Here is a 14,132-nt window from a genome sequence, read left to right as displayed (position 1 = left end):
AAGGGCTACCATAAACAGCTGTTTTATGTTATAATATTTATTTGACAGGAGGCTTGATTAATGAAGAAACGAACCAAAGGAATCTTACTTATTACTATTATAATGATTTTTGCCCTGGGAGCAGGTGCTTTTTTGGGTGCTGTAACCTGGATTATTAAGGATACTCCTGATATTTCAAATTATAAGGGGTCCAGTGAAGCCACCCTAATCTACACTGCAGATGGTGAGCTTCTGACAAAATTGTTTAAAGAAAACAGAGTCTATGTTCCTCTAGAAAGAATTCCCCAGCACTTAAAAGATGCAATTATAGCAATTGAAGATACTAATTTTTATGTTCACCATGGAATTGATTTCTGGGGTATAGGTAGAGCAATGATTACAAATATTAAGGAGGGAAGGCTGGCCCAGGGAGCGAGTACAATAACTCAGCAGCTGGCCAGAAATGCACTTCTCAGCCACAAAAAGACAATTTACAGAAAAATTCAGGAAGCATATTTAGCTTTACAATTTGAAAGAATCTACACAAAACCAGAAATTCTAGAGATGTATTTAAATGAAATATTTTTGGGACACAGTGCATATGGAATTGAAACTGCTGCCCAGCAGTATTTTGGCAAACATGTCTGGGAGCTAAATCTTGCCGAATCAGCTTTAATTGCCGGACTGCCCAAGGCTCCAAATTATTACTCTCCTTTTAATAATCTTGAAGCAGCTAAAAGAAGGAGAAATACAGTTCTAACCCGGATGGAAGAACTCGGCTATATAACAGCACAGGAAGCTCAAAATGCTAAAAATCAGCCGATCAATGTTAAACAAAAAACCAAAAAAGAGCTGGAAAGAGCACATTATTTTATCCTCTATGTCAGAGATCAGCTAATAGATAAATTTGGTGCTTCTATGGTCTACAGCGGCGGACTTAAAGTTTATACTACCATAGATATAGATCTGCAGAAAAAAGCAGAAGATGTAATAAATGCCAAGATAAAAAATGGCTATCTTCCTTCAATCAAAAGATCCAATTCGAAAAATGTACAGCCACAGATGTCTCTGATAACACTTGATGTAAAATCAGGAGCAATAAGGGCCATGATAGGTGGGCGGGGAACAGATCAGTTCAACAGAGCTCATCAGGCTTTAAGACAGCCGGGATCTACCTTTAAACCATTTGTCTATGCTGCAGCAATTAAAAATGGTTATTCACTGGCTACTGTGGTCAATGATATGCCCATGCTGGCATCAGACAGCGGCAAAACCGGCTATAATTTAAATATCTGGCCGCGCAATTATGGAGATAAATATTATGGGCTGGTTAACTTAAATACTGCCCTGACCAACTCTTTGAATTCAGCGACAGTCAAATTGATAAAAAATATAGGTGTCAAAGAAACGATCGATCTGACCGAAAAAATGGGAATAACAACCTTTGAAAAAGAAGATTATTATGATGAACACTACTCTCTTGCACTCGGTGGTCTGCACAGAGGTGTAAAACCTATAGAAATGGCAAGTGCTTATGGTGTCTTTGCTAACAGAGGAGTATATATTAAACCATATGCAATAAGCAGAGTACTTGACAAAAGAGATAATGTAATTTTTGAAGCTAAACCGGAAAAAAGAATAGTTATGACAGAAGAAGAAAGTTATCTTATGACTTCAATGCTGAAAAGTGTAATTCAGAATGGAACAGGCTGGAGAGCAGGAATGGACCGCCCTGTTGCAGGGAAAACAGGAACAACAAATGATTATACCGATGCCTGGTTTGTAGGCTATACACCTCAAATTGTAACTGCTGTCTGGATAGGTGAAGACAATGTAAGATCTATGGAATATGATGACAAAGATGCAGATGGCAATTATATATATCCAGAAAACAACAGTTTTCTCACGATTTCCAGTGCAGAAGCTGCACAAATATGGGGGGAATACATGCGGAAAGCTGTAAAAAATATGCCTGTACTTGATTTTACAAAACCAAGTACTATAACTGATGTTCCTATAGATCCAATGACAGGACTTAAACCAAATGATTATTCTCCACGGATTGAGGAAATGCCGTTTAGACAGGAAAATATTCCACAAAAAGAAGAAACACTACATACACCAGTAGAATCAGTAAAAATAGATAAAGAAAGTGGCCTACTTGCCACCAGCAATTGTCCTAAAGATCAGGTTGTAAAAAAGTATTATCTCAGCAAATCTGGAATAAAGATTGGTCCGGGAACATTTTACTTCAGAGAAAATGCACCAAACAAAGATCCAAAAGATAGAGTGAAGGGAAGTTATATAGTTGAAACCGGAGAACCAGTACAGCTTTTTGATCATGAATACGGAATACCAAAAAAAGACAGAAACGGGGAGGTTCGTTATCAAACCAAACCCACCCGTAAGTGTAATCTTCATCCCGAAAAATCAAGCTCAAGCAGCGTGATTTTAAAAGATATATTCGATATTTTCAAAAGTGATGATTAAATAAAATTCCAGCAGCTATTTAAAATTAAACGTTTAAATTACAATTAAATATTATCGATAAATTTAACTACTGTTTAGTTGAATTACTGTGATCAGACTTAAATATTTTTTTATTAAATTAAAGTAATGAATGATTGAATAAATTAGATTTTAATTAATTCTGGCAATTGTAACCCCTGTGCCTCCTTCTTCCTGACGTCCAAGTCGGAAGTCTGAGATATGGGGGTTTTTTTCTAATACAGCTCCTACAGCATCTCTGAGTGCCCCTGTACCTTTACCGTGGACTATCTCTACCTCTTTAATTCCTGCCAAAAAAACATCATCCAGGTATTTATCCAGCTTTCGTTGAGCTTCCTCATATCTGTCTCCCCTTAGATCAATTTTTGGAGAAACATGCTGTGATTTCTGCACCCGATAGTTTTTAATCATCTCTTCTTTGTGGTCTTCAGGTATTTCAGCCTTAACAAGATCTAAAATATCAGCAGTTATTTTAATTATTCCAGCCTGGACAACAGCTTCATTTTTCTTTTTATCCAAAGAAATAATTTCTCCTTTTCTGCCCAGACTGCGGATTCTTACCTGATCACCAATTTCAAATTCTTCTTCAGAAATTTTTTTATCAGCCTGATCATTACTTTTAGTTTCTTCTAAAACACTTTTCAGATTCTTTAATTCTTTATTTGCTTCAGTCTGTGCTCTATCAACTTCAGAACGCTGTACATAATCCTTATCTTTTAACTCAGATATAATTCTATGTGCTTCTTTTTTAGTTTCCCTTAAAATTTCTTCTGCTTTATTTTTAGCAGCTTCTATTTCTTTATTATGCCTATCTTTCTGATCTGATATCAATTTTTCGTATTTTTCCTTAAGTTCTTTTTCTCTGTTCCTGTATTCTTCCATTTCCTGCCTCAGCTTCTGATATCTATTTCTTTCAGAATTGAGTTCCTTTATTATTTCTTCAACTTTAATTTCATCTTCACTCAGCAGTGAACGAGCCCTATCTATAATTTCCAGTGGTATGCCCAGTTTTAAAGCTATCTCAAAAGCATTACTGCCGCCAGGCACTCCCATTATCAGCCTGTAGGTAGGTTTTAATGTCTCTATATCAAATTCAACAGAAGCATTTTCCACATTTTCAGCAGAATATGCATAGCTTTTTAGCTGGCTGTAATGAGTTGTGGCCACAGTAACCGCATTTTTCTCCTGCAGTTTTTCTAGTATAGCAATACCCAGTGCTGCTCCTTCTTCTGGATCAGTGCCGACACCAAGTTCATCCATCAAAACAAGAGTTCTGTTTCCGGCAGAGTGCAGAAATTCCTTTATTTTATTCATATGAGAAGAAAATGTACTCAGATTCTGTTCAATGCTCTGTTCATCACCTATATCCGCAAAAATTTCTACAAATACAGGTAGGGTGGAATTTGCTTCAGCAGGTATGTGTAAACCTGTCTGTGCCATAAGAGTCAGCAGACCAATAGTTTTTAATGCAACAGTTTTACCACCTGTATTAGGTCCTGTAATAACAAGGGTGGATATCTTATCACCTACCTGTACATCTATTGGGACAGGGTCATTTTTAAGCAGTGGATGTTTGGCCTGTTTTAAATCAATCAGAGCTTTTTCGTTCATCACCGGCTGACTGCATTCAAAATCAAGGCTGAATCGAGCAGAAGCTGAAATAACATCCAGGTGAGAAATTATAATAAGATTGTTCTTTATAACTTCCGACTGTGCAGCTATTAGAGCTGTTAGTTTCTGCAAAATTCTGTGCACTTCTGCTTCTTCTTTTGCTTTTACCTCTCTCAACTCATTGTTCATTTTAACAACTGCTATAGGTTCCATAAATACTGTCATACCACTGGCAGACTGTCCGTGTACTATACCATCAAAATTACTGCGCTGTTCCTGTTTTACAGGGACAACATAGCGGTTTTCGCGTCTTGTTACAAGGCTCTCCTGCAGCATATCCTCATATCTGCTGCTTTTTATAATTGATTCCAGTTTATCTCTAATTCCATTTTCTATAGAATCAATTTTGTCTCTGAATGATTTCAGAGCACTGCTGGCATTATCATCAACTTCTCCATAATCATTTATACATCTATCTATCTCCCTCTCCAGCTGTGGAATAGTTCTGAGTGGTTCTATAAAATCATAGATTATCCCATATTCTTTTTCTATCAGCCGGGGATCCAGTTCTGATTCAATATTTGAAAAATGTTTTTTCATTTCCGAAAATCCCCGCAAAGTTGATCTAACATCAACAATTTGAGAGGTCGAAAGGGTAACACCTTTAACTGATTTTTTAATTTCATCTCTGATATCTCTGGTTCCACTAAACGGAAGATTCCCATATTCAGAAATCAATCCCTTAACAGCGGTAATTTCCCGCTGTTTTTTTTCTATATATGAACGGTTGGAAACAGGCTCCAGCTTTTTAATTATTTCTTTTCCTATATTTGTAGCAGACCTGTCTGCAATCATATCAATTATTTTTCTATATTCAAGTACCTTAAGTGTGTGTTTTTTCAACTTTAGTCCTCCCTGAGAAATTTCATTAATTTATCCAGGTCAAATGTATTTATGACATCATCTTTTTCCAGCCAGCCTCTCCTGGCTACTGAAACACCATATTTAATATCATTAAATTCCCGATAATGGTGTGCATCTGTGTTAATTGTTAGTAAAGCACCTGCTTCTTTTGCCCGTCTGGACCACTTATCATCCAGATCCAGCCTGTGAGGAGAAGAATTGATCTCCAGAGCAGTGTTGGACTCTAATGCAGCCTCAATGACCTGATTCATGTCAACTTTGTAGGCCGCTCTGCCGCCTAAAATTCTCCCTCGTGGATGGGCAAGAATATTTACTTCTGTATTTTTGACAGCTTTAATTATTCTGGCAGTCATTTCCTCTTCAGTCATAGCAAAACTGCTGTGAACAGATGCAATTACAAGATCCAGCTCTGATAAAATTTCATCTTCAAAATCAAGACTTCCATCAGGCATAATATCAACTTCAATACCCTTTAAGATTCGGAAACCATCCATTTTTTTATTGACTTCATCTATTTCCTGCAGCTGTTTTTTTAGTCTTTCTACAGACATACCATTGGCAACTTTGAGAGATTTAGAATGATCCGTAATGGCAATATAGCTGTATCCTCTTTTTCGGGCAGCTTCTCCCATCTCTTCAATGGTAAATGCACCATCACTATAGCGTGAGTGCATGTGCAGATCTCCTTTTATGTCACTTACTTCAATACTGACAGGCAGCCTGTCTTCTGCAGCAGCTTCTATCTCTCCACTGTCTTCTCTTAACTCAGGAATAATATATTTTAATCCGAGATGTACAAAAATATCCTCTTCACTTTTTATATCAATCCTAGAATCATCATTTTTTATAAGTCCGTATTCGTTCAGCTTAAGGTTGTGATCTTTAGCAAGCTGCCTCATCCTTACATTATGAGCTTGAGAACCGGTAAAGTAGTGAAGTGCAGACGGAAATTCTTCACTGCTGACAAGTCTAAAATCTACCTGCAGTCCATCACAGGTTATGATACTTACTTTTTTATCACCTGCTCCAATAATTTCATCTGTCAGCTCAAGTTCTGTTATTTTTTTACTCAAGCTTTCTTTATCTTCTGCAGCACAGGCAACTAGAATATCTATATCTCCAATCATTTCTTTTCTTCTTCTGGTGCTGCCGCATACTTCTATATTTTTAATAATACCTTCTTCAACACTGTTTTTTAAAGCATTTATCAGTTTATCTGCTTCTTCCACTGCCTGACTGATTATTATCCTGTCTACATACTTTTTATAATTTTGCAGTCCTTTGAGCAGTTTTTGTTCAGACTTAGGGCCAAAACCTTTCAGTTCCCTAACTTTATTATTTTCCAGTGCCTCTCTTAATTCAGCTACACTTTTTAAACCCAGCTCATAATACAGCTGATGAGCCCGTTTTGGTCCGAGATTGGGAATCTTAGTCATTTCCAGCACTCCTGACGGCAGTTCTCTTTTTAGCTCCTCCATCTCCTGAGAAAATCCATTTTCAAAAATTTCTTTAATTGTTCCGGCAATCCCTTTTCCTATTCCTTTTATATCCTCAAGGCTGTCTTCTTTTATCAGCTCACTTAAATTTGCTTCCAGAGACTGAATTTTGCGGGCAGCATTATTATATGCTCTAATTTTAAATTCATTTTCTCCATTAATTGCCAGGAGATCTCCAAACTCCGCAAGCAGTTTAGAAACCTCTTTATTTGTTAATTTTTCCATATCACTACCTCCAAACTTAACTCCCCCAAAATTAGATTCAACCTATTTCTGGGGTGAAAATTCACATCTGTTTAGCGATAAAACAATCAGCACAATACTAAAAAGGCCATGAAGTGATTATCATGGCCGAAAAATATCTCCTATTTTTTCCTGTATAATTGGTGTCATTTCCAGGATTCTTCCTGCTAAAAACGAAGAATCGACTGCATTTAAAACTCTCTGATAGGGGATCTGAGCCATAATAAGCACCAGCAGGTAGACGATTATACCACCTTTAAAAACACCAAAAAAAAGTCCGGCCGCCCTATCAACCGGCTGCAGAAATACAGCATCAACCATTCTCTTTAAGACTATACCAAGTACATGAATTACAATATTTACCACAACAAAAATGACAGCAAAACTAATAAACTGAATCAGTGAGGTAGATAAATCTAGATATGGCTCCAGATAGGACTGAAAGTATTCGTACTGTCTGACTGCTGCTATTAAAGCAATAATCAAACCCAGTATGGTGCTTGTCTGATCTATAAATCCCCGACGCAGACCATTATAACCAAAAAACAGAAATACTACCAGTATAATGATATCTAAGAAATTAATAGTATCCAATTACTCTACCTCCTCTAGTAGAGTCATCAATTCTTTGTTTTCCTGCCTCAGTTTTTTTAACTCATCATGAAGGCTCTGATTAGCTTCACGCAGCCTTTCTTTTTCCCGAGAAAGGTCAATACAGTCACTGCGCAGCTTAAAATACTCATCAGCCAGGTTGATCATAGTGAGATTTGCCAGCCTTCTGTATGGAAGTTCAGGATAGGTATTCCTAATATCTCTGCTTACTTTTTCTACATATTCGGCCAGCTTTTTTATATAATTTTCGTCAAATTCTCCTATTACTGTAAAAGTATCGCCAAGTATTTTAACTTTTATTTTATTTTTATTCTGTTGAAAATTTTTTTCTGCTGTCATAAGCAACATCTCCAAGTATTATATTCTACTTTATAATACTATTTCATTACAAATGGCTAAAATCCTGCATTTATAATTTAATTTCCCCGTATTTCTGCAGAAAATTTATCTGATATATAATTGATAATCTTTTTGAACTGTTTATTTACCTCATCATCTCTTAAAGTTTTCTCTTCAGATTGGAATTTTAATTTAAAAGCAATGCTTTTATGACCTTCTTTAATCTGATTACCATGGTATAGATCAAATATATCCAGGTCTTTAAGAATTTCTCCACCCTTTTCTTTAATAGCATTTAATATTTCAGCAACTTCTATATCATCTTTAACAACAACGGCCAGATCACGAAAAACAGAAGGATATTTGGGCAGTTTTTTATAATGATAATTTACTTTCGGTGTAGCTTTATATAAGCTGTCAAAATCAATTTCAAAAACTGTTGTTCCGGCTGGAAGATCACTTTTTTCGGCAATTTCTGGATGTATTTCTCCAATAAAGCCCAAAAGTTCTCTGCCGCTGTATATTTCAGCGGTTCGGCCCGGATGCAGATATTCTCTGCTGTCATCAGAAACAAATCTATAATTTTTGAGCTGTATTTTATCAAAGAGAATCTCAAGTATTCCTTTTAAATGGTAGAATTCCGGAGCATTTTCCTGCCAGATATTTTCCTCTATACCAAAAATACCTCCACCCAAAAGCTGCTTTTCTTTAGGTCGGCTGCTGTTTCCATTATAATAGAAGGCAGTACCAATTTCAAAAACTCCCATCTGAGATGTCTGCCTTCTTGCATTTGCAGCAAGTGTATTAATTATACCAACCAGTATAGTTGTCCTCATAATAGCAAAAGCCTCACTTAAAGGATTTTTAATGCTGACAAATTTACCAAATTGTGAATCACTGTTCAGCTTTAAATCTGAATAATTTTTTTTGTCCTGAAGGCTGTAGGTGATTATTTCATCCAGTCCTCCGGCTTTAAGAATCCTTTCTACTCTTTTTTTGAACTTTTGTTTTACTGTTCTCCGGCCGAGCTGTTTACTGATAGGCGTTGTAGAGGGGATATTATTGTACCCGTACACTCTTGCAATCTCTTCCACAAGATCTGCCGGCTGACTTACATCTGTTCTAAAAGACGGTACTTTTACATTAATTATACCTTCTTTAACTTTAACAGGAAAATCTAATTTTTCCAGCATTCCTGCAATTTTAGCAGTCTCAAGTTCTAGTCCCAACAGCTGATTAACTCTTTTTGTTTCCAGTTCCAGTTCTGCAGACTCATATTTAAGTGGATACTGATCTATTACACCCGGTACAATTGTACCGTCTGCATATTTTTCCAGCAGCTGACAGGCTCTATTATTTGCTTCAACTGCTTTCTCAATATCCACCCCTCTTTCAAAGCGGTGTGATGATTCACTGTGTAGGCCCAATTTTTTTGCAGTTTTTCTGATGCTGATTGGATTAAAATAAGCAGACTCAATAAGTACATTGTTAGTTTTTTCTGTTACTTCACTCTCATAGCCGCCCATTACTCCTGCTACAGCAAGAGGACCATCTTCATCTGTAATTACCAGCATCTCATCATCCAGAACTCTTGTTTTTTCATCAAGTGTTAGTATTTCTTCTTCTGATTCGGCTCTGCGTACAATTATTTTGCTGTTTTTAATTTTATCAAAGTCAAATGCATGCAGTGGCTGATTATATTCCATCAGTACATAATTGGTAATATCAACCACATTGTTAATTGATCTTATTCCGGCAGCTTTAAGTTTACGCTTCATCCAGAGTGGTGATGCTTTAATTTTTACATCCTTTACCAGCCGCCCTGTATATCTCGGACAGAGATCAGGATCTTCTATTATAATTTCTGCCTGCTGATTGATATTTTTTTCTTCTTTTGATTCTGTAAATTTTATCTCCGGAAGATTTAGTTCACCACCTGTAAAAAGAGATTTTATTTCTCTTGCTATACCAATCATGCCCAGACAGCGAGCATAATTTGGAGTCAAGTCCAGTTTTAAAATATAGTCATCGAGCTTCAGATGATCAATTATACTGCCTCCAAGAGGAGCATTATCTGATAAAATCATTATACCATCTGCGCGCTCTTCTGCCAGGCCCAGTTCATCAATTGAACAGATCATACCTTCTGATATAACTCCACGCAGATCTGATTTTTCTATCCTCATTCCATTAGGAAGCACCGTCCCGGCCTCAGCTACAGGTACCATCTTACCTTCTTCCACATTTGGAGCACCTGTAACAACTGTCATCACCTTACCCTGTTTGTTTAACATTACCCGGCAGATAACCAGTTTATCTGCATTAGGGTGCTCTTCAATTTTTTCTATTTTTCCGATAATTATATCTTCCAGACCTTCCCCCAGATATTCCATACCTTCAACTTCCAGTCCGGCCATGGTTAACTTTTCAGTTAATTCGTCCGGTGTATAATTAAAATCCACATATTCTTTTAACCATTTATATGAAATCTGCAAATCAGATCATCCTTTCTTATTATATATTAATTTTTTAAAATTGATGCAGAAACCTTTTATCATTTTCGTATAATACACGTATATCATCTATACCATATTTCAACAGTGCCAGCCTGTCTAGACCAACCCCAAAAGCAAAACCACTGTAGTAATCTGCATCATAACCTGACATCTCCAGCACATTTGGATGGACCATTCCTGAACCCATTATCTCCAGCCAGCCGGTGTGAGAGCAGAGTGGACAACCTTCTCCTTCACAAACAATACAGGAAACATCTACCTCTGCACTCGGTTCTGTAAAGGGAAAATAGCTGGGGCGGAAACGCACGTCGCGGTCAGCTCCAAATAAAGCTTCTACTATAAGTTCTATGGTTCCCTTCAGATCACTAAAAGAAATATCTCTATCAATGACCAGTCCTTCAGCCTGATGAAATATAGGAGAATGAGAAGCATCAAGTTCATCTGAACGATAGACTCGACCAGGTGCGATTATCCTTACAGGTGGTTCCTGTGCCTCCATCGTCCGCACCTGAACAGGTGAAGTATGTGTTCTAAGCAGATAATTATCATTTATATAGAGTGTATCCTGAAGATCTCTTGCCGGATGGTGTTCCGGAATATTGAGTGCTTCAAAATTATAATACTCACTCTCTATTTCCGGTCCTTCTGCAATACTAAATCCAAGACCAATAAAAATTTCCTCCAGTTCTTCTGTTATTAAAGAAAGAGGATGTGTTGTTCCTGCTTTTATCTCTTTTCCCGGCAGTGTGACATCTATTTTTTCTTTTTTAAATCTCTCTGCTGCAGCTTTTTTTTCCAGTTTTTCCTTATGTTCACTCAGCCATTTTTCTATCTTCTGTTTAAGTTTGTTGGCATTTTTACCTACAGCAGGACGCTGCTCAGCATCAATTTTACCCATCTGATTAAAAATTGACTGTACAGCTCCTTTTTTGCCCAGATATTTAATACGCATTTCTTCCAGCATATCCAGGTTTTTAATTTCTTTTAATTCTTCTTCTGCTTTTTTTTCGATTTCTTTAAGATCTTTTAATAGATCCAAACCAAACACCTCCATAAAATATTAAAATTTTGTCAGTAAGAACCAAATGTCCTTCGGACTTCTTTATTACAGTAAGATAAAATTTTGTTGATGTCGGAAATTATGAATCCATAAATTTTATCCATAATAAACCATCTAGTATAATTTCCTAAACATTAAAAAAATCCCGCCCAAAAAGGGACGAGATTACCGTGTTACCACCCTGATTATCCCACCAATATGATGGGATCACTTTACTTTGTTAACGAAAACTATGTCTTCATGGCGTCAGTTTCCGGACCAGCCTACTCAATTGTTCAGCCTTCAGCTCTAGAGTGAATTTCAGTATTAGTTTCAGTACAGCTGTTTTCAGTCACTGACAGCTGTTCCCTATTAAAGAAACAAAATAATTACTCTCTCCTTCAGCGCTGTTAATATATTTTGATGTAAAAAAATCTGCTGAATTCATTTCTGAATTCAGATAAAATTTGCCTTGGAAATCTAATTTTAAGCTCTACTAAAAACAAAAAACTGTTTATAGGCCAGATAAGCATCAACAGAACCGGTATTCTCAAAAATTTTCCAGAATAATTTTGCGTTTAAACCCACAAAAATCACTCCCTTTCAGGAATTGCTAAAGCTTTATATAATTATATCATAACCGGTGCATTATTGACAAGTAGCTGATCTGTCAATTTTCAGATTATATAATCTTTTTTTGCAATTTCATAGCACAATATTGCTGCTGCAACTGCTGCATTTAATGATTCAATATCGGCAGCAAGTGGAATTTTCACCTCTGCAGAAGCAAGTTCTAGATAATTTTTATCAAGTCCGTTTGCTTCATTACCTATTAACACAATTACCTTATCTTTATAGCTGTGCTGAAAGTAATATTCTTCTGCATTCACATCTGCAGCAATAATTTCAAATTCATCTGACTTAGATTTTAAAATATCAATTATCCTTTTTCTGTCAACCTTCTGCCAGATAGGGAGAGAAAAAATAGCCCCCATTGTAGCACGCAAAACTTTCTGATTATATATATCTACTGAACCTTTAGCTGCAATTATGCCGTCAAAACCTGAAGCTGCTGCTGTCCTAATAATTGTTCCCATATTACCGGGATCCTGTATTCTATCAAGCAGAAGTATTCTTTTCACCTTTTTTAAAAAAGTACTTTTGTCAAATTCTGTTTCTTTAACTACTGCCATTATTCCCTGTGGGTTAACAGTATCAGCACTTTGATTAAATATATCTTCATCAACTACATTCAGAACTGCTTTTTTTTGAAGTATATCCAGCAGATTTTTATTTTCTTTCTGCCGAAAAAAAGCAGGAGTAACAAATATTTCTTCAAAATCTGCTCCTCCTGCTGCAGCCTCAATAAGTCTTTTACCTTCCAGAACAAAGCATCCTTCTTTTCTCCTGGCTCTGCTCCGGTAAAGCTTATTTAAATATTTAATTTTACTGTTGTTGGGGCTGCTTATTCTATTCATAATAACTACATATCCAATCCATTTTTTGCAACAGAAACCAGTTCACTGAATGCATTTTCGTCATTAACTGCCAGATCTGCAAGCATTTTTCTGTCAATTTCTACATCTGCCTGTTTTAATCCATTGATAAAACGGCTGTAGGAAAGACCTTCTTTTCTTGCAGCTGCATTTATTCTGGTAATCCATAGTCTTCTAAAATTACGTTTTTTGTTTCTTCTATCTCTATATGCATAATGAAGTGACTTCATTACTGCCTGATTTGCAGGACGATAAAGCTTACTTCTGGAACCAAAATATCCCTTTGCAAGCTTGAGCACCTTTTTTCTGCGGTTTCTTGCTTTATTACCTCTTTTTATTCGCGGCATCTTTAACACTCCCTCCAGATTATATCTATATTATATATTTATTTATATGGTAGTAATCTTTTATATCTTTTTTGATATGTTTTATCTATTAGAGTAGCTTTGCGGAGCTTCCGCTTTCTACTTCCAGATTTTTTGGTTAAAATATGACTGTGGAAACCTTTGTGGCGCTTTAATTTACCGTTTGCAGTTGTCTTAACTCTCTTAGCAATACCTTTGTGAGTTTTAAGCTTTGGCATTATTTAACCTCCCTTTTCCAATTAAAATAATGGCTGTATTTGTTTATTTCTACTGTTTTTCACTTTTAGGAGTCAGGAACATCATCATATTCCTGCCTTCCATTTTAGGCTTGCTTTCTACCTGCCCAATATCTTCTGTTTCTTCAATGAGGCGGTCCATCAGATCATAGCCAAGCTCCTTATGCATCATTTCTCTACCCCTAAATCTAATTCTCACCTTAACTTTATCCTTATTATTTAGAAATCTTCGGGCCTGCTTTAATTTAACATTAAAGTCATGGTCCTCGATTTTTACACCCATTTGAACTTCTTTTACATTCATTACATTCTGATTTTTCTTAGCTTCTTTTTCTTTCTTAGCCTGTTCATACTTATATTTTCCGTAATCCATAATTCTACATACAGGTGGATTTGCCTGTGGAGCAACTTCAACCAGATCAAGTCCTCTTTCTGCAGAAATATCAAGTGCTTCATTTATAGACTTAATACCAATCTGTTCACCTTCTTGATCGATCAAACGTACTTTCTTTGCCCTGATTTGATTGTTTACCTTTAAATCATTAACGATATTTACGCACCTCCTAAGTATTTGGAAAAAACTGTGTAAATAAAAAATACGGGTGTTTTAAAACACCCGCTGTAAATAGTCAGTAAAATAACATTTTAAATTAAATCTTCTGTCCAAATTTAAAATGTCTTTCAAAACAGGAGATAGTTATTCCACATGGAATAAAATCCGCTGTCTGCTGCCTATTAACCATAATTAACTGGTGAGAAACAGGTGTT

General features: G+C 36.2%; 12 protein-coding genes and 1 other annotated feature. Of the genes, 1 reads left to right on the top strand and 11 read right to left on the bottom strand.

What is annotated here, in order from left to right; genetic code table 11:
- Nucleotides 1-60 precede the first annotated feature (60 nt).
- On the top strand, nucleotides 61-2,469 hold the full coding sequence (locus DER71_RS04770) for a penicillin-binding protein 1A (RefSeq protein WP_114457245.1): 2,409 nt from the start codon (nucleotides 61-63) through the stop codon (nucleotides 2,467-2,469).
- Nucleotides 2,470-2,619: 150 nt separating this feature from the next.
- On the opposite strand, the gene DER71_RS04765 is transcribed toward DER71_RS04770, so the two are convergent.
- From DER71_RS04765 to infC, 11 genes are all read right to left on the bottom strand, one after another.
- Nucleotides 2,620-5,001: an endonuclease MutS2 gene (locus DER71_RS04765; RefSeq protein WP_114457244.1), complete on the bottom strand. Its 2,382-nt coding sequence runs from the start codon at nucleotides 4,999-5,001 to the stop codon at nucleotides 2,620-2,622.
- A gap of 2 nt (nucleotides 5,002-5,003) precedes the next feature.
- Nucleotides 5,004-6,743 carry a DNA polymerase/3'-5' exonuclease PolX gene (gene polX, locus DER71_RS04760; RefSeq protein ID WP_114457243.1) on the bottom strand — a complete coding sequence of 580 codons (1,740 nt, stop codon included), beginning with the start codon at nucleotides 6,741-6,743 and terminating at the stop codon, nucleotides 5,004-5,006.
- 120 nt (nucleotides 6,744-6,863) lie between these two features.
- Nucleotides 6,864-7,355, bottom strand: a complete 492-nt coding sequence (locus DER71_RS04755) for a CvpA family protein (RefSeq protein ID WP_114457242.1) — start codon at nucleotides 7,353-7,355, stop codon at nucleotides 6,864-6,866.
- Complete coding sequence (locus DER71_RS04750; protein WP_114457241.1) at nucleotides 7,356-7,712, bottom strand: cell division protein ZapA; 357 nt, start codon at nucleotides 7,710-7,712, stop codon at nucleotides 7,356-7,358.
- A 77-nt stretch (nucleotides 7,713-7,789) separates the two neighbouring features.
- Entirely contained in the window at nucleotides 7,790-10,207 is a 2,418-nt protein-coding gene (pheT, locus tag DER71_RS04745; RefSeq protein ID WP_114457240.1) for a phenylalanine--tRNA ligase subunit beta, read from the bottom strand.
- A 34-nt stretch (nucleotides 10,208-10,241) separates the two neighbouring features.
- Nucleotides 10,242-11,267, bottom strand: a complete 1,026-nt coding sequence (gene pheS / locus DER71_RS04740; protein ID WP_114457239.1) for a phenylalanine--tRNA ligase subunit alpha — start codon at nucleotides 11,265-11,267, stop codon at nucleotides 10,242-10,244.
- Nucleotides 11,268-11,440: 173 nt separating this feature from the next.
- Nucleotides 11,441-11,681, bottom strand: a binding site (T-box leader).
- Between the two features lie 72 nt (nucleotides 11,682-11,753).
- The gene (locus tag DER71_RS04735) at nucleotides 11,754-11,855 is read right to left on the bottom strand and encodes a YqzL family protein (RefSeq protein ID WP_114457238.1); all 102 of its coding nucleotides are present in this window, start codon (nucleotides 11,853-11,855) and stop codon (nucleotides 11,754-11,756) included.
- Between the two features lie 89 nt (nucleotides 11,856-11,944).
- A complete protein-coding gene (locus tag DER71_RS04730; RefSeq protein WP_114457237.1) occupies nucleotides 11,945-12,745 on the bottom strand; it encodes an RNA methyltransferase in 801 nt (266 codons plus the stop codon).
- Between the two features lie 5 nt (nucleotides 12,746-12,750).
- Nucleotides 12,751-13,110 carry a 50S ribosomal protein L20 gene (rplT, locus tag DER71_RS04725; protein WP_114457236.1) on the bottom strand — a complete coding sequence of 120 codons (360 nt, stop codon included), beginning with the start codon at nucleotides 13,108-13,110 and terminating at the stop codon, nucleotides 12,751-12,753.
- Nucleotides 13,111-13,148: 38 nt separating this feature from the next.
- Nucleotides 13,149-13,346 (bottom strand): 50S ribosomal protein L35, encoded by a 198-nt coding sequence (rpmI, locus tag DER71_RS04720; protein WP_114457235.1) that lies wholly within the window; start codon nucleotides 13,344-13,346, stop codon nucleotides 13,149-13,151.
- Nucleotides 13,347-13,395: 49 nt separating this feature from the next.
- Nucleotides 13,396-13,962 carry a translation initiation factor IF-3 gene (gene infC / locus DER71_RS04715; protein WP_114457234.1) on the bottom strand — a complete coding sequence of 189 codons (567 nt, stop codon included), beginning with the start codon at nucleotides 13,960-13,962 and terminating at the stop codon, nucleotides 13,396-13,398.
- Nucleotides 13,963-14,132: the final 170 nt, after the last annotated feature.

The organism is Halanaerobium sp. DL-01, from assembly GCF_003338615.1.
Lineage (GTDB): Bacteria > Bacillota > Halanaerobiia > Halanaerobiales > Halanaerobiaceae > QPJE01.
The sequence above is the reverse complement of the archived record's forward strand: the minus strand, read 5'-3'. Positions and strand labels throughout refer to the sequence as shown.

Bases quoted from the DNA above. Each gene is read 5' to 3' on its own strand.
- DER71_RS04770 (WP_114457245.1), top strand. From the start codon at position 61: ATGAAGAAACGAACCAAAGGAATCTTACTTATTACTATTATAATGATT.
- polX (WP_114457243.1), bottom strand. From the start codon at position 6,743: ATGGAAAAATTAACAAATAAAGAGGTTTCTAAACTGCTTGCGGAGTTT.
- DER71_RS04750 (WP_114457241.1), bottom strand. From the start codon at position 7,712: ATGACAGCAGAAAAAAATTTTCAACAGAATAAAAATAAAATAAAAGTT.
- DER71_RS04730 (WP_114457237.1), bottom strand. From the start codon at position 12,745: ATGAATAGAATAAGCAGCCCCAACAACAGTAAAATTAAATATTTAAAT.
- rplT (WP_114457236.1), bottom strand. From the start codon at position 13,110: ATGCCGCGAATAAAAAGAGGTAATAAAGCAAGAAACCGCAGAAAAAAG.
- rpmI (WP_114457235.1), bottom strand. From the start codon at position 13,346: ATGCCAAAGCTTAAAACTCACAAAGGTATTGCTAAGAGAGTTAAGACA.